The organism is Marinobacter alexandrii (assembly GCA_039984955.1).
Lineage (GTDB): Bacteria > Bacteroidota > Bacteroidia > Cytophagales > Cyclobacteriaceae > Ekhidna.
In genome coordinates this window covers 1,124,942-1,145,133 of sequence record JBDWTN010000007.1, presented here as the reverse complement: position 1 = coordinate 1,145,133, position 20,192 = coordinate 1,124,942, and the positions used below count along the sequence as shown (strand labels likewise).

Annotated in this window: 16 protein-coding genes; 8 read left to right on the top strand and 8 right to left on the bottom strand. The window is 37.8% G+C overall.

Going from position 1 to position 20,192, the window contains the following annotated elements:
• Window positions 1–3: 3 nt before the first annotated feature.
• Together scpA and ABJQ32_11315 are read right to left on the bottom strand one after the other, a co-directional pair.
• On the bottom strand, window positions 4–2,004 hold the full coding sequence (gene scpA / locus ABJQ32_11320; protein ID MEP5290230.1) for a methylmalonyl-CoA mutase: 2,001 nt from the start codon (window positions 2,002–2,004) through the stop codon (window positions 4–6).
• Entirely contained in the window at window positions 2,004–2,876 is an 873-nt protein-coding gene (locus ABJQ32_11315) for a methylmalonyl-CoA mutase family protein (GenBank protein ID MEP5290229.1), read from the bottom strand. Before ABJQ32_11315 ends, scpA begins: the two co-directional genes overlap by 1 nt.
• 241 nt (window positions 2,877–3,117) lie before the next feature.
• On the opposite strand from ABJQ32_11315, the gene dnaA reads away from it, so the two are divergent.
• Entirely contained in the window at window positions 3,118–4,506 is a 1,389-nt protein-coding gene (dnaA, locus tag ABJQ32_11310) for a chromosomal replication initiator protein DnaA (protein MEP5290228.1), read from the top strand.
• Here dnaA and ABJQ32_11305 read toward each other — a convergent pair.
• Complete coding sequence (locus ABJQ32_11305; GenBank protein ID MEP5290227.1) at window positions 4,503–5,936, bottom strand: trypsin-like peptidase domain-containing protein; 1,434 nt, start codon at window positions 5,934–5,936, stop codon at window positions 4,503–4,505. The two genes, dnaA and ABJQ32_11305, sit on opposite strands and share 4 nt — an antisense overlap.
• Before the next feature lie 129 nt (window positions 5,937–6,065).
• Here ABJQ32_11305 and ABJQ32_11300 point away from each other — a divergent pair, with 129 nt between their 5' ends.
• Together ABJQ32_11300 and rseP are read left to right on the top strand one after the other, a co-directional pair.
• Window positions 6,066–7,217 (top strand): 1-deoxy-D-xylulose-5-phosphate reductoisomerase, encoded by a 1,152-nt coding sequence (locus ABJQ32_11300; protein MEP5290226.1) that lies wholly within the window; start codon window positions 6,066–6,068, stop codon window positions 7,215–7,217.
• Window position 7,218: 1 nt separating this feature from the next.
• Entirely contained in the window at window positions 7,219–8,532 is a 1,314-nt protein-coding gene (rseP, locus tag ABJQ32_11295; protein ID MEP5290225.1) for an RIP metalloprotease RseP, read from the top strand.
• A 58-nt stretch (window positions 8,533–8,590) separates the two neighbouring features.
• Here rseP and ABJQ32_11290 read toward each other — a convergent pair whose 3' ends face one another.
• Both ABJQ32_11290 and ABJQ32_11285 read right to left on the bottom strand, forming a co-directional pair.
• Window positions 8,591–8,854 carry a hypothetical protein gene (locus ABJQ32_11290; GenBank protein ID MEP5290224.1) on the bottom strand — a complete coding sequence of 88 codons (264 nt, stop codon included), beginning with the start codon at window positions 8,852–8,854 and terminating at the stop codon, window positions 8,591–8,593.
• Window positions 8,855–8,891: 37 nt separating this feature from the next.
• Window positions 8,892–10,883 carry an OmpA family protein gene (locus ABJQ32_11285; protein ID MEP5290223.1) on the bottom strand — a complete coding sequence of 664 codons (1,992 nt, stop codon included), beginning with the start codon at window positions 10,881–10,883 and terminating at the stop codon, window positions 8,892–8,894.
• Between the two features lie 163 nt (window positions 10,884–11,046).
• Between ABJQ32_11285 and lon the strand changes: the two genes are divergently transcribed.
• Genes lon through hslU form a run of 3 tightly spaced genes read left to right on the top strand, consistent with a single transcriptional unit; the run spans window position 11,047 to window position 15,871 of the window.
• Entirely contained in the window at window positions 11,047–13,500 is a 2,454-nt protein-coding gene (gene lon / locus ABJQ32_11280; GenBank protein MEP5290222.1) for an endopeptidase La, read from the top strand.
• A complete protein-coding gene (gene porQ, locus ABJQ32_11275; protein ID MEP5290221.1) occupies window positions 13,497–14,489 on the top strand; it encodes a type IX secretion system protein PorQ in 993 nt (330 codons plus the stop codon). The genes lon and porQ overlap by 4 nt, the downstream gene beginning before the upstream one ends.
• Window positions 14,486–15,871: an ATP-dependent protease ATPase subunit HslU gene (gene hslU, locus ABJQ32_11270; protein MEP5290220.1), complete on the top strand. Its 1,386-nt coding sequence runs from the start codon at window positions 14,486–14,488 to the stop codon at window positions 15,869–15,871. Before porQ ends, hslU begins: the two co-directional genes overlap by 4 nt.
• On the opposite strand, the gene ABJQ32_11265 is transcribed toward hslU, so the two are convergent.
• The 3 genes from ABJQ32_11265 to ABJQ32_11255 are packed head-to-tail and all read right to left on the bottom strand — an operon-like array spanning window position 15,868 to window position 18,054.
• A complete protein-coding gene (locus tag ABJQ32_11265) occupies window positions 15,868–16,353 on the bottom strand; it encodes a histidine phosphatase family protein (protein ID MEP5290219.1) in 486 nt (161 codons plus the stop codon). The genes hslU and ABJQ32_11265 overlap by 4 nt on opposite strands.
• Complete coding sequence (locus tag ABJQ32_11260; protein MEP5290218.1) at window positions 16,354–17,052, bottom strand: carbonic anhydrase family protein; 699 nt, start codon at window positions 17,050–17,052, stop codon at window positions 16,354–16,356. It lies immediately after the preceding gene.
• A gap of 12 nt (window positions 17,053–17,064) precedes the next feature.
• A complete protein-coding gene (locus ABJQ32_11255) occupies window positions 17,065–18,054 on the bottom strand; it encodes a glycosyltransferase family 9 protein (protein ID MEP5290217.1) in 990 nt (329 codons plus the stop codon).
• A 113-nt stretch (window positions 18,055–18,167) separates the two neighbouring features.
• On the opposite strand from ABJQ32_11255, the gene ABJQ32_11250 reads away from it, so the two are divergent.
• Complete coding sequence (locus ABJQ32_11250) at window positions 18,168–18,575, top strand: EVE domain-containing protein (GenBank protein MEP5290216.1); 408 nt, start codon at window positions 18,168–18,170, stop codon at window positions 18,573–18,575.
• Between the two features lie 24 nt (window positions 18,576–18,599).
• Window positions 18,600–20,168 carry a hypothetical protein gene (locus tag ABJQ32_11245; GenBank protein ID MEP5290215.1) on the top strand — a complete coding sequence of 523 codons (1,569 nt, stop codon included), beginning with the start codon at window positions 18,600–18,602 and terminating at the stop codon, window positions 20,166–20,168.
• Window positions 20,169–20,192 lie beyond the last annotated feature (24 nt).

Genomic DNA, 20,192 nt, shown 5'->3' with positions numbered 1-20,192 from the left:
CTATTAGCTCATCAACCTATTAAGAATTTTTATTGCTGCTTTAGAGATGATTGTTCCAGGTCCAAAAATGTCTGCTACGCCCTTGGAGAAGAGTTCTGTATGATCATTTTCAGGAATAATTCCTCCGGCAACAACGAGAATATCACCCCGTCCTTGTTCATTTAACTGTTGAATAAGCTCGGGAATAAGTGTTTTGTGACCTCCCGCTAATGAAGATGCACCCACAATATGAACATCATTTTCGATGGCTTGTTTAGCTACTTCTTCAGGGGTTTGAAAAAGAGGTCCAATGTCCACATCAAATCCCAGATCAGCAAATGAAGTTGCAATCACTCTTGCTCCTCTGTCATGGCCGTCTTGCCCCATTTTTGCGATCATGATGCGTGGACGCCTTCCATCAAATTCTTCAAATTTATCTGAAAGCTGGAGAGCTTTCTTAAAATCTTCATTGCCTTTAATTGTAGATGAATACACGCCCGAAATTGTCCTATTTGTGGCCTGAAATCTACCAAAAACTTTTTCCATTGCTAAAGATATTTCCCCAAGAGTTGCTCGTGCTCTGGCAGCTTTGATTGCCAACTCAAGTAAGTTGCCATTTCCTCTAGAGGCCTCTTCAATATCCTTTAAGCACCGTTGGACTTTAGACTCATCTCTTTCAGTTTTGATTTGATTGATTCGATCTATTTGTTTTCGTCTCACCTGATCATTATCAACTTCTAGAATATCAATATCTGTTTTTTCATCCGTAATAAACTTATTCACTCCAATGATTGATTCAGCTCCAGAATCTATTCGTGCTTGTTTTTGGGCTGCAGCTTCCTCAATTTTCATTTTAGGATAGCCTTCCTCTATGGCTTTAGACATACCACCCATTTCCTCTACCTCCTGAATGATTTGCCAACTTTTTTCTATTAAATCATTCGTTAGCTTCTCTACATGTTTGGAACCGCCCATTGGATCAACAACCTTTGTAATATCGATCTCTTTTTGAAGATAAATCTGAGTGTTTCGAGCAATCTTAGCGGAGAAGTCAGTAGGTAGGGCAATCGCCTCATCTAAAGCGTTTGTGTGGAGAGACTGTGTATGACCTAGAGCTGCAGCAAGTGCTTCAATAGTTGTTCTTGCTACATTATTATATGGATCTTGGGCAGTGAGACTATAACCGGACGTTTGACTATGTGTCCTTAGAGCCATAGATTTCTCACTTTTAGGATTGAAATCTTTGATGATTCTAGCCCATAAAACTCGTGCGGCGCGCATTTTGGCAATTTCTGTGAAAAAATTCATCCCAATACCCCAGAAAAAGGAAAGGCGGGGAGCGAATGAGTCAATGTCTATTCCAGCTTTGATGCCGGTTCTTACATACTCTAATCCATCAGCTAATGTGAAAGCCATTTCCAAATCAGCTGTAGCACCAGCTTCATGCATATGATAGCCACTGATACTTATGGAATTGAACTTTGGCATTTTTTGAGAGGTGTATTTGAAGATGTCAGCGATTATCCTCATCGATTGAGCAGGCGGATATATATAAGTATTTCGCACCATGAACTCTTTCAATATATCATTTTGAATAGTGCCTGTAAGTTTTTCTGGTGAAACCCCTTGCTCTTCAGCTGCGACAATGTAGAATGCCATAATTGGAATAACAGCCCCATTCATCGTCATTGAAACTGACATTTGATTCAGGGGGATCTGATCGAAAAGGATCTTCATGTCTTCAATAGAATCGATGGCTACCCCGGCTTTACCAACATCGCCCGTGACTCTGGCATTATCACTATCATATCCTCTATGAGTTGCCAGATCAAAAGCAACAGAAAGACCTTTTTGACCTGCAGCAAGATTTCTTCTATAGAAGGCATTTGATTCTTCAGCTGTACTAAAACCTGCGTATTGTCTGATTGTCCAAGGTCTTGAAGTGTACATAGTAGCGTATGGACCTCTTAGAAATGGCGGAGTTCCTGCAGAAAACCCTTCTTGTATGTATTTCTTATCACTCATTACTTCAGCTTTTCAACAACTTCTTTAATTATCTTGTCTGTTAGTACTTCTATGTAATATGACCCACCGCATTGATCTGTATATTCTTTGATTCCACTTTCTTCCCTAATTAAGTTACCTGTATTTCTGCTGATTCTCGAATCTCCAATATGGGTTGTTAAATCTATCGAATGACTGCCTCCCAATATACTAGCTAGGCCGGCTGTTGTATTTAAGAACCATTGATGCTCTTCTGACTCATGCTTAGGTATTTGAGTATGAATATGAACTTCCATTGACTTTTGATTCAATAGATATCTCAATGCTCTAACTGAAGCTATTTCAAGAAAGAAATCAACAAAAGCTTTTCTGTGAACAAATGTTTCAGACTCCAGAGAAGAAATCAACTCTACCAATTGAGTAATTGGTGATGTATGTGGTTTCTTTTCAAAAATGCAATTTGAGTCAGTAAACAAAACTGACTTTGTAGGTAATGAATCTAAGGAATTGTTTATAAAGGATAAGTCACAAATCTGTTCATCAATGTTTTTTAAAAGATCATCCGTTTTGTTTGAGTTAGTTAAATCGAAGATAATTCCATCGCATCCACCCATTAAGGCCTCCAATGCCTCTCTGTTTGCTTCTTTGATGTCCTCACTTGCAATTCTTTGATAAAGCTTCCATCGATGTGGTTTAAGATCTGTAAAAAAATCACTCAAATATGTTAGTTCTATCAGATCGGACTCATCATAGTATCTTTCCAAATCTAGTCCACCATCATTTTTCCATGAAAGTTCATGAAGGGGATTAGCTCCCTTCAATTGTTTCTGTGCTAAATTTTCCCATCCTGTCCTATCAATTTTGGGAAAAACGTTTAGATCTAATTCTTTCAAATTTTTTGTATTTGATGAGTTATTTTCACGAAAATAGACTAGAAAAAGTATGTTAAGAAAAATTGTATTTTTCGAAGTTTTTTTTCGTGAAAACCCGCCTACTTCCACGTATGAATCTATTTGAAAAAATCAAGTGTATTCTTCATTTTTTTAAGAAAAAAAAATGAGACATATTTGATGCCCTTTCGAAAATTAAAGGGTCACCTAAGCCAATATAAACCACTTATAACGCTAATCAAGAATGCATGACTTAGTATGGAAAAACTGCCTTGAATACATCAAAGAACGTATTCCTAACCAAAGTTTTAGTACATGGTTTGACCCCATAAACCCTTTAAAAGCAGAGGGTAACGTTCTTACAATTCAAGTTCCTAGTCAGTTTTTTTATGAGTGGTTGGAAGAGCATTATGTGCACATTCTGAAGGAAGCCATTGCTAAAGAGATGGGTGAAGATGCCAGATTGGAATATTCTGTTGTTGTTGAAAATGAAGATTCTAAGAAAATTTCCGCCACTCCCCTGAAAATCAACAACCTAACTGACAGAAAGGGAAGTAATGCTAATGGTATAAATACTGCATTTATTGATGATTTGAAAAGTGAAAATAATCTAAATCCAACAAATACTTTTGAGAATTTCATTGAAGGTGATTGCAACAGATTAGGTCGTTCTGCAGGTTATGCGGTGGCAAAGAAACCGGGTATCACTTCTTTTAATCCATTAATGATTTACGGAGGAGTTGGACTGGGGAAAACTCATCTTGTTCAAGGAATAGGAAACTATATAAAGAAGGAAGATCCTTCTAAGAAAATTATATACGTGGCTTCTGAGAAGTTTACAAATCAATTCATCGACTCTCTCAAGAATAATAATGTACAAAGCTTTATTTCTTACTATCGAGGGGTAGATATCCTGATACTTGACGATGTACAATTCTTAAGGGATAAGGAGAAAACCCAGGAAATATTCTTTCATATATTCAATCATTTGCATCAAGCTGGAAAGCAAATAGTTATGACAAGTGATTGTGCACCGAAAGATTTGAAAGGACTGCAAGAAAGACTTGTTTCAAGATTCAAATGGGGACTAACAGCTGACCTTCAGCAACCAGCCTTTGAAACGAGAATGGCTATTATTCAGCGCAAAATTCAGGAAGATGGAATTCATATTCCTGAGGAGGTAATAGAATACATTGCCTATACAGTAGATACAAATATTAGAGAGCTGGAAGGTGTGATCGTCTCATTGATTGCGCATGCGTCTTTAATGCGCATAGATGTGGATTTAGAACTGGCTAAGAAGGTTCTGAAAAATATTGTGAAAGAAATCGATTCTGAAGTAGGTATTGATTATATCCAAAAAACGGTTTCTGATTACTTCCATGTAGGTCAAGATGATTTAAAAGCGAAAACAAGGAAAAAAGAAATTGTTATTGCACGTCAGGTTGCGATGTATTTCTCAAAAGATTACACAAATCATTCGCTGAAGTCTATAGGATACCACTTTGGTGGTAGAGATCATAGCACCGTTATCCATGCACTCCAATCGGTGAATGACATGATGGATACCGATGCTAAATTTAGATATTCAGTAGACGAACTGAAGAAAAAACTTAAAATGCGTACGGCTTAACGCCTGAAGGGGTAATAGACCTTTCTTCCACTTTCATCTATTCCAATTATATCAAACCGCCCACGAATATTCTTGAGGATCTTAGAAAACTCTTCTGGCTTGTTTATTTCCTTGTTATTTATTCGGGTGATGATAAAACCTTTAGGAATACCCAAATTGTAGAAAAAGCCATTGCTTTTGAAGTCTATCACCTTAATTCCGCTTTCAATTCCTAATAAGTCTTTCTCTACTTTTGAGACACTTTCGAAGCTTGCATCAAGATCTTCTGCATAGTAAATATTTCGCATAATGATGCTTGTTGTACCTTCTCTATTGGTCAACACGACCTCACGAGTTATCATCTTATTATCTCTTTCCGCAATAACTGTAAGTTTTTCTCCAGGATAACTTTTTGCAATGAGCTCTTCAAGCGTTGCTTTATTATTTATTTGATGGCCATTGATCTTTCGTATGACATCACGCTTTTCTAATCCAGCTTTTTCAATCGCTCCATTTTCTTTAACGTCGGTAATTAGTATTCCATCAAGGTCTTGTATCCCGATACGTTTAGCTAATTCACTATCAATATCTATAAAATCCGCCCCGGCAAATGCTTTCTGAACCTCTCCGTATTTGACCAAATCATTGAATACTTTTTTGACAATGTTTACAGGGATGGCAAATCCGTAACCAGCATAAGATCCGGTTCTGGATAAAATAGCTGTGTTAATCCCAATAAGTTGGCCATTTGAGTTAACCAGAGCCCCACCGCTGTTTCCAGGATTAATTGCAGCATCTGTTTGGATAAAGCTCTCAATGGGAAACTTGTCCTTAAGAATATTGATGTTTCTTCCTTTGGCGCTTACAATGCCAGCTGTGACCGTAGAAGTTAAATTGAATGGATTTCCAACTGCCAGTACCCACTCACCGACGCTTACCAGCTCTGAATCACCTTTTTCAATAGCGGGTAATCCCCCTTTTTCGATCTTAATAACTGCTAAATCAGAACTTGGGTCTCTTCCTATCAATTCTGCCTTAAAGCTTTTTTTACCTGCAATCACGGTGATCTCATCAGCATCCATGATTACATGATTATTAGTTACGATATACCCGTCATTCGAAAAAACAACTCCAGATCCGCTTCCAATTCTTTGAGATGACCTGGGCTCAAAAAACCAATCCATCCAACCTCCACTTCGGTATTCTACTTCACTTAACGTTTGAATGAAAACCACACTTCCTGTGCTTTTTTTTGAGGCTTCAACGAAATCTTCATTCGGAATCATAGAAGAATATGAAACCTTGCTAATCTTCGAGACAGGAATCTTGGATTCGGCTTCAGGTTGACTCATATCTACTGATCTGCCTTTAGGTGATTGCAATTGATTTATGATCAATGCTCCAACCATTCCAGACACTGTTGCCAATGCAATCATTTTTAGCTTGTTCATCTTTATTTCGTTTTATTTCTGAAAAGTAAACCGAATGGAATCAAAATTTATTCCATCTGATTGTTAAAAAATGCAAACTCTTACCTTTGTTGATTGTTCTTTTGAAAAAATACAGAGAGCGCGCATTAAATGAAGAAAAGAAATATTGCCATTCTAGGTTCCACAGGCTCAATAGGAACCCAAACTTTAGACGTAATCAAGCGACATCCAGATCATTTTCAAGTGGAAGTTTTGACAGCACAGAACAGCGCTGAATTGCTCATAGCTCAGGCTTTGGAATTCAAGCCAAACTGTGTTGTGATTGCGAATGAAGGATTGTATCAACAAGTGTTTGATGCGCTTGATCCACGAGATATTAAAGTTTATGCAGGAGAGAAAGCTCTTGCATCTGTGGTGGAGATGGAGTCTGTTGATATGGTTCTTACTGCGCTGGTTGGATATTCTGGATTGCTGCCAACTATAAATGCCATAAATGCCGGAAAGCCTATTGCTTTAGCAAATAAAGAAACGTTGGTAGTTGCTGGAGAGCTCATTACAAAGCTAGCTCAAGAGAAAGGTGTTAATATATTGCCTGTAGACTCAGAGCACTCCGCCATTTTTCAGTGTATTGTTGGAGAATTCCACAACCCAATAGAGAAACTTATATTAACAGCTTCTGGAGGGCCTTTTCGAGGGCAAGGAAGAGATTATTTAGCAAGAGTAACTAAAGAACAAGCACTTAAGCATCCCAATTGGGATATGGGCGCAAAAATAACCATAGACTCTGCAACAATGATGAACAAGGGCCTTGAGGTGATTGAGGCAAAATGGTTGTTTGGCGTTTCTTTAGATCAAATAGAGGTAGTGGTACATCCTCAGTCCATTATTCATTCGCTTGTCCAATTCGAGGATGGTTCGATGAAAGCACAAATGGGATTGCCAGACATGCGAGTACCTATTCAATTCGCAGTTTCATATCCGGAGAGATTGAAAGCAGATTATCCACGGTTTGATTTTATGGATTATCCTCAATTAACCTTTGAGAAACCCGATATTGAAACTTTCCGCAACCTTGGACTAGCTTTTGAAGTTGCAAAGAAAGGAGGTAATCAACCGTGCATTTTGAACGCTGCGAACGAAATAGCTGTTCAAGCATTCCTAGAAGATAAAGTAAGCTTCCTCGAGATTTCGGATGTGATTGAAAATTGCCTCGCAAAGGTGAGCTATATTCGCAATCCTGAATTAGAGGATTTTATAAAAACTGATGAAGAAACAAGAGCTAAAGCGCTCGAACTAATATAGAATGGAAACTTTGATAATGGTAGGACAGCTACTTCTTGGGCTGTCAATTTTAGTGGGAGTGCACGAATGGGGTCACATGGTGGCTGCTAAATCGTTCGGCATGCGTGTTGAGAAATTTTCAATTGGATTTCCTCCAAAGATATGGGGAAGGCAGATTGGGGAGACAGAATATTCAATCGGAGCAATTCCTTTGGGTGGATTTGTGAAAATAACGGGGATGATCGATGAGTCTCTGGATACAAAAAGTTTAAGTGACGAGCCTGAACCATATGAATTTAGAGCTAAACCCGCATGGCAGAGATTGATTGTAATGATGGGAGGAATTATTGTTAATGTTATTGTCGGAATCATCATTTTTATCTCATTGGCGTTTGTTAATGGCGAAGAATATCTTCCTTCGGAAGAGCTAAATAAGAACGGTATTGTTGCTTACGATCTTGGTGAGCAGCTTGGTTTTCAAACTGGAGATAGAGTAATTGCTATCAATGGTAAAGACTATGAACGATTTTCTGATTTGCTAAGCCCAGACTTATTACTTGGATCAGATAATTACTATACAGCTTTAAGAGATGGTCAGGAAATAAGGGTAGATATGCCAAATGATTTTATTGATAAGTTTGCAGATAAGCGAAATAGAGTCAATATTATCTCGCCAAGATTACCCTCTGTCATAGGCCAGCTAGAGCCTGGAGGTAATGCCGAAAATGCAGGTTTAAAGACTGGTGATAGAATACTTGCCGTTAATGACAAACCTATTGGATACCATGACGAAATTAGGCCAATACTTCAAAAATATCCAAGCCAAGAGGTTCAGGTTATGATTGAAAGGGGGAGTGAAAGAAAAGACTTGACTGTAAGTGTGGGGGAAGAGGGCACTATTGGATTTTACCCGGCCTTTGAATTAACCTATGTAACGAGAGAATTTACATTCGGTGAAGCTATTTCGGAAGGAACATACAATGCATTTGCAGTGGTGTGGTTAAACATCAAAGGATTCCAGAAAATGATTGCTGGGGATGTAGACGTGAGAAAATCTCTTTCAGGACCGATACGTATTGCTACGTTCTTTGGTGGTACATGGGATTGGAATAATTTCTGGAGAATCGTTGGATTATTATCTATGGTTTTGGCTTTTATGAATTTCTTACCCATACCAGCACTTGATGGTGGTCATGTGGTATTCCTTACCTGGGAAATCGTGACAGGTAGAAAGCCGTCAGATAAATTCCTTGAAAACTCTCAGAAAGTAGGAATGGTGATTTTACTTTCATTAATGGCATTTGTGATCATAAATGATACCATCAGTTTATTTTAATCCTAAAACCTATCTTGAGTTAGGTTTTAGGATTAAAATAAATTAAATGTCTTAGACATTATTTATACCACAATCGTATAAACTGAAACCACATCGAGGAATTCTGTCCATCGGATCCAAGCATAGTGTCTTCACTTCCTTCTTCTTCAGGATCATGAATATTTGGAAGAACTACCGTCTCGACGTTTATTACTTCAGGTTTGTTTTCATCTATCCACTCATTCATCTGGGTTAAGACATTTTTAAAATCTTCTACTTCGGTAGACTTAAAGAAACTACCTTTCTTAATGATTTTAGGTGCGAAATCTTTGTTCTTAATCATAATGCTACAGTTAATGAATTAAAAATAGGTCAGAAAATTAAAAATCATTTCCATTTTCCTCAACAGGGGAGACTTCTCTATAAATTTCAAATTCTACTCTTCTATTTAATTTTTTGTCTTCCTCTGTTACCTCTTCTTCTACAATCGGTTGCTGATCACCATATCCAGTCGCTTCAATACGGCCTTCAAATATCCCAGCAAATACAACGATGTAATCTCTAATATTTTCCGCACGCTCTTGGGATAGCTGTAGATTTTTTTCAGGATCTCCAACAGAGTCTGTATGGCCCGATATCTTTAATTTGAAATCAATATTATCATATAAAAAATTGACAACTTTATTGAGATCTGCATACATTTCCGCCTTAAGTTCTGCTTTTCCTACATCGAATTCAATCGATTCAAATTTCATCTTAGAGGCAATAGGCTCTGTCACTTTATTGAGTTCCATAGGACCATCTAGATAAAACACCTCCTCTATTCTAAAGAAATCGTCTCCTTGAAGTATAAGCAAGTAATTTCTTTGATTAATCAGCTCAAATTCAAAAGACCCATCTTGCTTTAGAAATTTTGGGGCAACTTCATGACCTTTATCTAAATCAATGATTGAAACGATTCCTTGGAATGCGGCTCCTGTTAAAGAATCTGTAAGGTTTCCTGTCACGGTAGTTGTTGCTTCAGGTTGTGCCTCCATGGGGAGAGGAAAAGAATAGATGTCCTGTTTATTTAAATCCCTGGTTGAGGACCTGGCATAAAACAATAACTCCGACTCAGAATCAATCGTAAAATAAAATTCACTCCCTCTGCCATTCACCAGTGGACCAATATTTTGTGGCTCGGTCCAATATCCATTCGAATGATAGGCTTTATAAATATCAAATTCTCCAAAATTATAAAGCTGCCCATTTGAGCTGAAATAGAGTACTTCATATACTGGATGATAGAACGGACTTACATCATTTTGTCTGGTATTTACAACTGGACCCATATTGAGTGCTGCAGACCATCTTCCTTTTTCATCCCGAGTCGTGTAGTAAATATCTGCAAGACCAAAGCCACCAAGTCGGTCTGAAGAAAAGAATAGGGTATCTCCAACATGCGTAAGTGCAGGGTGGGAGTCCCACGCGAGACTATTTACACTTACACCCAAGTTCTCCGGTCTGGTCCAGGTACTATCTTCTTGAAGGGTAGCAATAAATAGATCACAATCTCCATAAGAACCTGGAGATTCACATCGTGAAAAAACAAGTGTTTTCCCATCTCCGCTAAGGCATGGAGAACCTTCATTGTAGTGAGAGTTTAGCTTATCTATCGGTTTGGCTTTCGACCAGGTTCCATAAGGGTCTTTTCGACTAAAGAAAAGATCTTCATCTTCTCTAAACCTAATGGTCTCATCGACCTGTTTTCTCTTTGAAGTAAACACCAGGATATCGTTGTGAATATTCAAGGAGGGACCATAGTCAGCACTAGCGCTATTTACCAACATGCCCATATTTAAAAGAACGCCTCTTGGTGGTTGAAGCGTGTCTATCAGCTTTCTGTGCTCTACTAGTTCATAGTAATAATCTATTGGTACAAATTGTTCTGCTGCTTGGCGATTTAGTGAATCATAGTAAAGTTCGATTTCTTTAATACTGATTCCTTGGTAGTGATGCCTAAGCACCATTCGATATAAGGTTTTTGCTTCTTCTGGATCTCCGAAGAGTTCAGTCATTTTTGCGAGTCGCCAAATTAATTTGGTGTCTTTGTAAAAATTACGAATCCCAAATCTGCCGACGTAATCTTTAAGAGCCGAATACAGCTCTTCCCACTTTTCACTTTTATCTAAAGCAATGATTCTTTCTAATTTTTGCTTATTAAAGTATTCAGGATACTTGTTGATGCCCTTAAACTCATACGCATTAAAGACGACATCTGTCGGAATTGAATCAGTAACAATTTGCACCTCTTTTCTGCCTTTTTGAGCGAAGGTTGCTAAACTTAGAAGAACTAAGAAAAATCCTATATGGCGATGAAAATTTCGGCGCATGCTGTCGATTCGTCAGTAAAAATTAAAGTTAATTTAAAGTTAGCACTATTTGCCACGTGCTTTGCCTTTGGCATAGCGATTGACATTTATGTACCTTTCACTCAAACCTAGGGAATGTGCCAAGTAAATCTGACACATTGACACTTTTATGAACGACGCTACTTTGAAATCAATATTTATACCTGAATTTGCAAATGAAGATTCTGAAGAACTTATTCAGATCATTTCTCCAGAAGAAGGCCAGATATCGGAATCTGATTTGCCTAAGAATTTGCCCATTCTCCCTATTCGCAATACAGTTCTTTTTCCAGGGGTAGTTTTACCCATTACTGTAGGGAGGACTAAATCTATTCGGCTTGTCAAGAAAGCTTATAAAGGAAACAGGATCATAGGAGTTGTCGCTCAAAAAAATGTTAAGACAGAGGAGCCTAAGTTCAAAGATTTGTATGAGGTGGGCACTATTGCCAAGATTCTTAAAATGATTGTACTTCCTGATGGAAATACGACGATCATTATTCAAGGACAAAGTCGGTTTAAAATCGGTAAACATGTTCAAGAAGAACCACACCATATTGTAACCTACAATACAGTTCCAGATCTGAAGAAAACACTTCCTAAAAAAGAGCAAAAGGCAATCACGCAATCTTTAAAAGATACTGCCACCAAGATCATGGGGCTTAGTCCGGAGATTCCAAAGGAGGCACGAGTGGCGATAGATAATATTGACAGTTTTAATTTTCTTACTCATTTCCTTTCATCAAATGTGAATGCTGAAGTAGAAGATAAACAAAAGCTTTTGGAGATGGACGACCCGAAAGCAAGATCAGAAAAATTGCTTCAGTTTATGCTCAAGGATCTTCAAATGCTGGAACTTAAGCAGGAAATTCAAGATAAAGTACATACCGATATAGATCAGCAACAACGAGATTATTTTCTAAGACAGCAGATACGCATTCTTCAGGATGAATTGGGTCAGGATGGGCCAGATCAGGAAGTAGAAACCTTGAGGAAAAGAGGGGATAAGAAAGACTGGCCAGAAGAAGTAAAGGAACATTTTAATAAAGAGTTAGATAAGATTTTGAGGATGAACCCCGCGGCAGCTGAATTTCCTGTGGCGATGAGTTACACAGAATTACTTGTAGACCTTCCTTGGAATGAAACAACTGAAGATAATTTCGACCTCAAGAACGCTAGAAAAGTACTTGATAGAGATCACTTTGGGCTGGATAAGGTGAAAGATCGAATTATAGAATATTTGGCGGTAAGAAAGCTTAAGAAAGATTTAAAAGGCCCTATCTTATGTTTGTATGGTCCTCCAGGTGTCGGTAAGACTTCTCTAGGAAAATCTATAGCGGATGCGCTTAGTAGAAAATACGTGAGAATGTCTCTTGGTGGAGTTCATGATGAGGCCGAAGTACGAGGGCATAGGAAAACATATATTGGGGCAATGCCTGGTAAGATTATTCAAAGTTTGAACAGAGCTAAAACCTCAAATCCGGTGTTTATTTTGGATGAGATTGACAAGGTGAGCTCGGACTTCCGTGGCGACCCTTCTTCTGCGTTGCTAGAAGTTTTGGATCCAGAACAAAACTCATCTTTTAAGGACAACTACTTAGAAGTAGATTATGATCTATCGAAAGTGCTTTTCATAGCAACTGCCAATTCATTGGATACAATACAGCCTGCTCTAAGAGATCGAATGGAGATCATTGATATCAGTGGATATACTCTTGAGGAGAAAGTGGAAATTGCTAAGAAACATTTAGTCCCAAAACAACGAAAAGAACATGGTCTTAAAACCACGGATATTTCCTTTGACAAAGAAGCAATAGAGAAATTGATCAATGATTATACACGTGAGTCTGGCGTGCGTAGTTTAGAAAGAAAAGCAGCAGCGACGATTCGTTCTATAGCTAAGTCTGTAGCTATGGAAGAAGATTATGATGCTAAGATTACCGCGGAAAGAGTTAGAGAAATTTTGGGGCCAGAAATTTTTGATAAAGATAACTATGAGGATAACTCTGTTCCTGGCGTAGTTACAGGTCTTGCTTGGACCCCTTCAGGGGGTGATATACTGTTTATAGAATCCTCTTTAAGTAGAGGAAAGGGTAAATTAACATTGTCGGGGCAACTTGGTGATGTGATGAAAGAATCAGCAGTAGCAGCATTATCCTATTTGCGTTCTCACTCTGAGTTGCTAGGAATAGACTACCGAGTGTTTGATCACTATGATCTGCATGTTCACGTACCTGCCGGAGCTATTCCTAAAGATGGACCATCCGCAGGTATCACTATGCTTACGTCACTTGCATCAGTATTTACACAACGAAAAGTGAAAAAACAGCTGGCGATGACAGGGGAAATCACATTGAGAGGGAAAGTTTTACCTGTTGGAGGAATCAAAGAAAAGATTCTTGCAGCAAGGAGAGCGGGAATTAAGGAGATTTTGATGTGTAAAAGGAATGAAAAAGACCTTGAAGATATCAGTCCAAAGTATTTGAAAGGGTTAAAAATCCATTTTGTAGAATATGTACCTGAAGTGCTGGATATTGCGTTAACAAAACAAAAAGTAGCAGATCCAATAAAATTCATCCTTCCAGAAGAAAAGAAAGATTGAAGTATATATTCCTAATAGCATTTTTAATTCCCATTTTTGGGTTGGCACAAATTGGTGGGCAATCAGGTTATCAATCTTTGAATCTAACCTCAAACCCTCGAGCAGCGGCTCTTGGAGGAACTACTATTTCTTTAGTAGATGGTGATGTATCTCAGTTTTTCGAAAATCCTGCAACGTTAGACTCTATAAGCGCAGGAAATGTTTTTTTTCATTTCAATCCATATTTTGCTGATGTATTCGTCTATTCAGGAGCGTATAGCTTTAGCATAGGGAATGCTGGAGTATTTGCTGCGGGTATTCATTACATCAATTATGGTGCATTTGATTTGGTAGATGAAACGGGTGCACAATTAGGATCTTTTAGAGCACAAGATTATACTTTTTCAATAGGCAAAGCTCACCAGATAGGAGTATTTAGTTTAGGAACAAACCTGAAGCTGACACATTCATCAATTGAGAGTTATGGTTCAACAGCAATTCTTGTTGATATAGGAGGAGTCTTTCGAATAAATAGGAATTGGAGTGCTGCAATGGTGCTGAAAAACATGGGATTCAGGATTTCTGAGTACACTCAATTTTCTAATCCCGAACTGCCATTTGATGTTAAAATAGGTATGTCATTTAAACCGGAATATATGCCGTTGAGATTTACATTGACTAGCACTAATTTAACTCATGAAAATTCTTCCGGTAGCGAGAGTTCTTCGGGAAGATCCGTAAGTACTTTTAATCAATTATTTAACAGAGTAAATCTTGGAGCTGAATTCCTGTTGAGTGACAATTTTCAACTTTTAGTTGGTTATAATCATAAGCGAAAACAAGAATTAAAGCTAGATGATATTGGTGGGGGAGCAGGTTTTTCGTTTGGTTTAATGGCCAAAGTAAAAAAAGTTGAAATTCGATTTTCGAGAGCCACTTTTCATACTGCAGGGGGAAGCAGCTTTATAAGTTTAAAGACAAATTTGAACGACTTTAAAAAAATTCTATGAGTAATATAAAAAATGACTTAACACCTAAACAGATAGTTGCGGAACTAGATAAGTATATTATTGGACAGAACGATGCGAAGAGAAATGTTGCAATAGCACTTCGAAACAGATGGAGAAGAATGAATGTGAAGGAGGAAATTCAAGGAGAGATTGTACCTAATAATATTCTTTTAATAGGCTCGACAGGTGTGGGTAAAACGGAGATAGCTCGAAGGTTAGCGAAGATCGCAGATGCTCCATTCACTAAAGTAGAAGCATCAAAGTTTACAGAAGTGGGATATGTGGGGAGAGATGTTGAGAGTATGGTGCGTGACCTAGTGGAGCAAGCTGTGAACATGGTGAAAATAGCTAAAAAAGAAGAAGTAAAGGAGAAGGCAGCCGAAGTAGTGGAGAGTATTATTCTAGATGCATTGATCCCTCCATTGAAGGGAAGTCCAAACGCTTATGCAACTAAGATAGGAAGTGATGAGCCAGAGAGTGAAGTGGAACTTAACGAGCAAACGCGCGCACGATTTAGAGAAAAGATCAGAAGTGGAGAGCTAGACGACCGTAAAATTGAAATAGATGTTACGCAAACACCTGGTGGTAATATGGGTGTTATTGGAGGAGGTATGGATGAAGCTTCTATGATTAATATTCAGGAAATGATTGGCAACATGATGCCGAAAAAGAAAAAGAAGCGGAAAGTGACAATTGCTGAGGCTAGAAAAATCTTGTTAGAAGATGAAGCGGCTAAGATGATTGACATGGATGAAGTGAAAGAGGAGGCAATTTACAAGGCAGAAAATACGGGGATAATTTTTATTGACGAGGTAGATAAAATTGCAAAAGGAGGAGATGGAGGAAAAGGACCTGATGTAAGCAGGGAAGGAGTTCAAAGGGATTTGCTACCTATCGTTGAGGGGAGCGCTGTAAATACAAAATACGGGATCATCAATACTGACCATATTCTATTTGTGGCAGCAGGAGCATTTCATGTAAGTAAACCTTCAGATCTGATTCCTGAGTTACAGGGTCGTTTTCCGATCAGAGTAGAGTTAGAGAATCTGACGAAAGCTGACTTTTTGCGAATCCTTACAGAGCCTAAAAATGCGTTGACCAAGCAATACGAGGCATTAGTTGCTTCTGAAGAAGTAAATCTTTCTTTTCAGGATGAAGCGCTAGAGGAAATTGCAGAAATGGCCTTTCACATCAATGAGGAAGTAGAAAATATTGGAGCTAGAAGATTGCATACAGTTATGAGTAGGCTACTAAACGAAATCTTGTTTGATATTCCAGATACCATAGGACCCAACGCTCAAATAGTAATTGATAAAAACACAGTACAAGAAAAATTAGCAGGTCTGGTTAAGGACAAGGACTTAAGCAGGTATATTCTTTAGATTTCTTTAGGGAAGTAAAAAAAGGAGAGTATTCCTTCTCCAAAATTTACATCCTTCCAGTATTTAACATTGAAGTTTATTCCTACTATTCCGCATGTTGGGACGTTATCAAATTCAAGATTAGCTAGTGCATTTGCAGTACTAGTGAATCCTGGATTATGTCCGAAAATTGCTAGTCTCTCGCAGCTTGACGAATCCTTTATTACTTGTAGAATCTCGGACGGGCCAGCATGATACAATGTTTTCTGGAGACGTATATGGCCTTCGTCAATACCCATCTGATCACAGATATGAAGTGCCGTATAAAACGCTCGACTAGCTGTGCTGGAAATGATGACTTCAGGCTTAAGTTGATTTTTCGATAGATGTTGGCCCATTTTCACAACATCTCTTCGTCCTCTCCTACCCAGAGGTCTGTCATGATCACTGAGATCAAACGCCCAAGAAGACTTAGCATGGCGGATGAGATAGAGTGTTTTCATCTAGTTTATTGATTCAATCTTCCTGTCGTAAAGGAATTGTACGCGCCTGGCGTTCTCACCTTCTATGTTTTTGATTTTAGAGATTTGTTCGGCAGATGCTTTTCTTGAATTTTTCAGCACTATCCAATTGACGGATTCGGAAAATGGCGGTGTTGTGAGTGATCCTCGATAATTATAAAAATCACTAAGATTTTCTGGCATTATCTCAGTGGCATCAATAGTAAGGTTTTTAGATTCAAAGACAGCACCCTCTTCATCAGGAATTGTACTGAAAAAAGAATTTAGAAAATTATTTGATCGGCCTTCCTCAAAGAATACGGCTACAACAAGATATTCTGATTCTTCGTCTTGAGGTGCTTTGTACGTGTGAACCACATGCATTTCCATGGCGTATTCAAAGCCTCTAACAAGGTGTTCGGAGGGAGTATGAAAGTGAAATTGTTTGAATTGATAATCTTTTCCATCATAAGAGATGAAACTACCTGAATCATATTGGACTTCAACCGTGTGCCCAAGGTTGGCTACTTTTTCTTTTGAGGATTTGTAATGTACAATCACTTTGTGATTACTGCTTAATCCATCTTCAGGAATAATATTAACAGGAGACTGCATGTGACAATTGATAGTGGTTAACTCTCTAACCTGATTGCAGCTCGATAATAGACAGCAGAAAATCAAAAAATTGAGTAGAAACTTCATAACCTTAAATAATTAGTCAGGTAAATAGAAGTCAAAAGTTACATCATTCATACATTTAAAATGACCTTTCGGGCATTTTGAGAAACCCTCTTTTGAACACGGCCTACAAGAAAGTTTAGTATTCTCGAAAATAGTAAATTGAGTACGGTATGGATATTTGCCAAACTCGGGAACTGTGTTACCCCAAATTGAATAAATCTGCTTTTTTAGTGCAGCAGCAACGTGCATCATTTCATTATCATGAGTGAAGACCCAGTTGGCATTCTTAAGTAATGAAGCTAATTGATTGAAGTTGAACTTCCCGCATGCGTTAAATATGACTGCTTTCTTATTTAACTCTTCGATTTCCTTTTCCTCATCAATGGTTCCCTGCTTAAAGAATGCCTCTATTTCGACGGCTGTTTCACTATCGTTTTTATTTCCCACTAAGACAATGGGTTTGTTGATTCTGTCGCAGAGTTCTATGAGTCGATTCTTTGGAAGTCTTCTGGTTGAGTATTTACCCCCAATGCAGACAGCAGCATATCCATTCTGGTGTGTTTCAGGTAGCCAAGATTTCTCAACCTCATCTCGTTCCGGAATGAAGAAATCAAGACCCAAGTTATCTTCCTCTACATTTAGCGGTTTGATAACGTCTAAGAATCTTTGAACGATATGTTCTTTCGACAATCGGTTCAATTTGAAATTGGCAAATAGCCAATACTTGAATCTTTCCTTTTTAATCGAGAATCTTTTCTTGTTCAATATGAAGGTGATCCTCCGAGATTTTAAGTTGCCCTGAAGATCAATTACAACATCGAAATTTTCTTTCTTGAGTATTGCAATAGAATGAGTTAAATCAAAGATTTGATTTAAATACGGGTTTTCAGCTAATAGTTCAGCATTCGCATTGTTTGTTAAGTAAAATACTTTAGCGTTTAAGCTGGTTTTTAATATCCTAATTACCGGAGTGGTGAGAAGAACCTGACTAAAGTCTCCAAATCTTATGACTAGAATTTTCATGATACAAGTATATGAAGCTAAGTAGCATGAAATTTGTTTCGATAAAGAAACATATCAAATTACTTCAAGCAGGAGATAACCTTTATTAGATTTAAATAGAAAAGAAGCTAGAAATGAACTATTGGTTGATTAAAAGTGAGCCCAATACGTATTCATGGGACGATCTTGTGAATCTTGGAAGGGATCATTGGGATGGTGTTAGAAATTTCAAAGCACGGAATAACATTAAGCAAATGAAAGTTGGTGACTTGTGCCTGTTCTACCATAGTGTAAAGGAAAAGTCTGTTGTGGGGATAGCTGAGGTTGTGAAGGAATACTATAAAGATCCTACTACAGAGGATCATCGGTGGTACGTGATGGATGTTGTTCCCTTAAGAAAACTAAGAAGGCCTGTGAGTCTTGCAGAAGTAAAATCTGATGAAAGGCTTGAATCAATGCAGCTTGTCACGCATTCACGTTTATCAGTTCAATCTGTCACGCATGAGGAATTCGATATTATAATAGAAATGAGTGAAAACTAGGGAACTTATAAATAAAGTTGTTTTATGAATGCCATGTTAAGATTACCTATCCTACTCCTACTAATACCTGTTTTAGTTTTTGGTCAAAAGAAAAAGGATCGAGACACAAGCTCTGTCATCCTTCAACCTAATAGAATAGAATTCGAAAAACATAGAGATGTTTCAGAGTTTTTTGTTGTTCCTGGTGATAAAAATGGAATTCTAGTTGTTGAAGAAACTACCGAGCCTGCTAGGAATGGAGGCTACCAATGGAAGTTGAATATGATCGATACTGCATTACACGTGAAGTGGTCACAAACATTAGTGATTCCAGCTGAAGGATCAATGCTTGGCTATGAATACTTTGATGGTAAATTTTACTTACTATTCAGCGCGAAGAAATATAGTAGTGAAGATTTAATTGTTTACCAATTGAATCCTGAGACCATCGATTTCATTACCTATGAAATTACAACAGTGTTCCCGGTAGAAATCATTCATTTTGAATCCGTAGGGGAGACCTTGTTAATTGCAGGTTATGCGAATTTTAGGCCTGTGGTTATTACTTATAATATTAATGATCGAATACCAAGAGTAGTGCCTGGCTTCTACGATAACAGGAATGATATTCTAGATCTCGTAGTAGATGAGGATTCCAAAATCTTTACAGTCATTATGTCTGAAAAAATGCGGAATAAAAAATATACCGTACGAGTAAGGACTTTTACAGACAAAGGAGATATTATACAAGACAATCTTGTAAACCCTGGAGATAGAAGAAGCATCTTAGATGCGGCGAGTACTTCCTTTTCTGGCGGACTTCAATATTTAGCAGGGACGCACTCAAAAAAGTCTCTTCAATATAGTCAAGGCTTTTATCTGAGTAAATTCATCAATGGTCAACAACAGTTCAATAAGTATCACCCCTTTGCTGACTTAAATAACTTTTTTGGTCACTTAAAACCAAAACGTGAGCAAAGGATAAGAAATAGAATTGAAAAGAAACGACAAAAAGGGAAAGTAAAGAGATTTAATTATCGTCTTCTGGTTCATGAGATTATTGAAAGAGATGGAGAATATATTATGATTGCAGAAGCATATTATCCCAGGTATAACTACTCTAACTCTGGAAATAGCTATACTACTTTTCAAGGAGACAACTCCAATTTTTCGAGAAACCCATTTTTTCTTGGCTATAAATACACTCATGCGGTTGTTTTAGGATTTGATCCGAATTGTAATATTCTTTGGGATCAGACTTTCAAAATTGAAGACACTCAAACATATTCTTTAGAAGAAAATGTAGTTGTAAGTACTTCTAATGACCGTGTGATACTAATGTATTTGGAAGAAAATGAGATTAGAACAAAGATTATTGAAGGCAATACCGTAATCGAAGGAAGAACTTTCAATCCCGTGAAGCTTTCTTTTCAAGCAGATGAAATTAAATCTAAAGACCCAAATGTTGAGGGCTTGGAAAGATGGTACGATAAAACCCTATTTGCTTATGGCGATCAATCAATTAAGAACCCCAATGGAGTAGCTGGAAAAACTACCAGAAAGGTTTTTTACATTAATAAGATCCAATATGACTTAGATAGGCAGCCGAATTAAATTCTATCTCATTACTTTTGCAGG

What these genes read in the sequence shown, in the direction of transcription:
- dnaA (MEP5290228.1), top strand. Translation starts at nt 3,118, where the DNA reads ATGCATGACTTAGTATGGAAAAACTGCCTTGAATACATCAAAGAACGT.
- ABJQ32_11305 (MEP5290227.1), bottom strand. Translation starts at nt 5,936, where the DNA reads ATGAACAAGCTAAAAATGATTGCATTGGCAACAGTGTCTGGAATGGTT.
- ABJQ32_11300 (MEP5290226.1), top strand. Translation starts at nt 6,066, where the DNA reads ATGAAGAAAAGAAATATTGCCATTCTAGGTTCCACAGGCTCAATAGGA.
- ABJQ32_11260 (MEP5290218.1), bottom strand. Translation starts at nt 17,052, where the DNA reads ATGAAGTTTCTACTCAATTTTTTGATTTTCTGCTGTCTATTATCGAGC.
- ABJQ32_11265 (MEP5290219.1), bottom strand. Translation starts at nt 16,353, where the DNA reads ATGAAAACACTCTATCTCATCCGCCATGCTAAGTCTTCTTGGGCGTTT.
- rseP (MEP5290225.1), top strand. Translation starts at nt 7,219, where the DNA reads ATGGAAACTTTGATAATGGTAGGACAGCTACTTCTTGGGCTGTCAATT.
- ABJQ32_11290 (MEP5290224.1), bottom strand. Translation starts at nt 8,854, where the DNA reads ATGATTAAGAACAAAGATTTCGCACCTAAAATCATTAAGAAAGGTAGT.
- ABJQ32_11255 (MEP5290217.1), bottom strand. Translation starts at nt 18,054, where the DNA reads ATGAAAATTCTAGTCATAAGATTTGGAGACTTTAGTCAGGTTCTTCTC.
- ABJQ32_11245 (MEP5290215.1), top strand. Translation starts at nt 18,600, where the DNA reads ATGAATGCCATGTTAAGATTACCTATCCTACTCCTACTAATACCTGTT.
- hslU (MEP5290220.1), top strand. Translation starts at nt 14,486, where the DNA reads ATGAGTAATATAAAAAATGACTTAACACCTAAACAGATAGTTGCGGAA.
- ABJQ32_11250 (MEP5290216.1), top strand. Translation starts at nt 18,168, where the DNA reads ATGAACTATTGGTTGATTAAAAGTGAGCCCAATACGTATTCATGGGAC.
- ABJQ32_11285 (MEP5290223.1), bottom strand. Translation starts at nt 10,883, where the DNA reads ATGCGCCGAAATTTTCATCGCCATATAGGATTTTTCTTAGTTCTTCTA.
- scpA (MEP5290230.1), bottom strand. Translation starts at nt 2,004, where the DNA reads ATGAGTGATAAGAAATACATACAAGAAGGGTTTTCTGCAGGAACTCCG.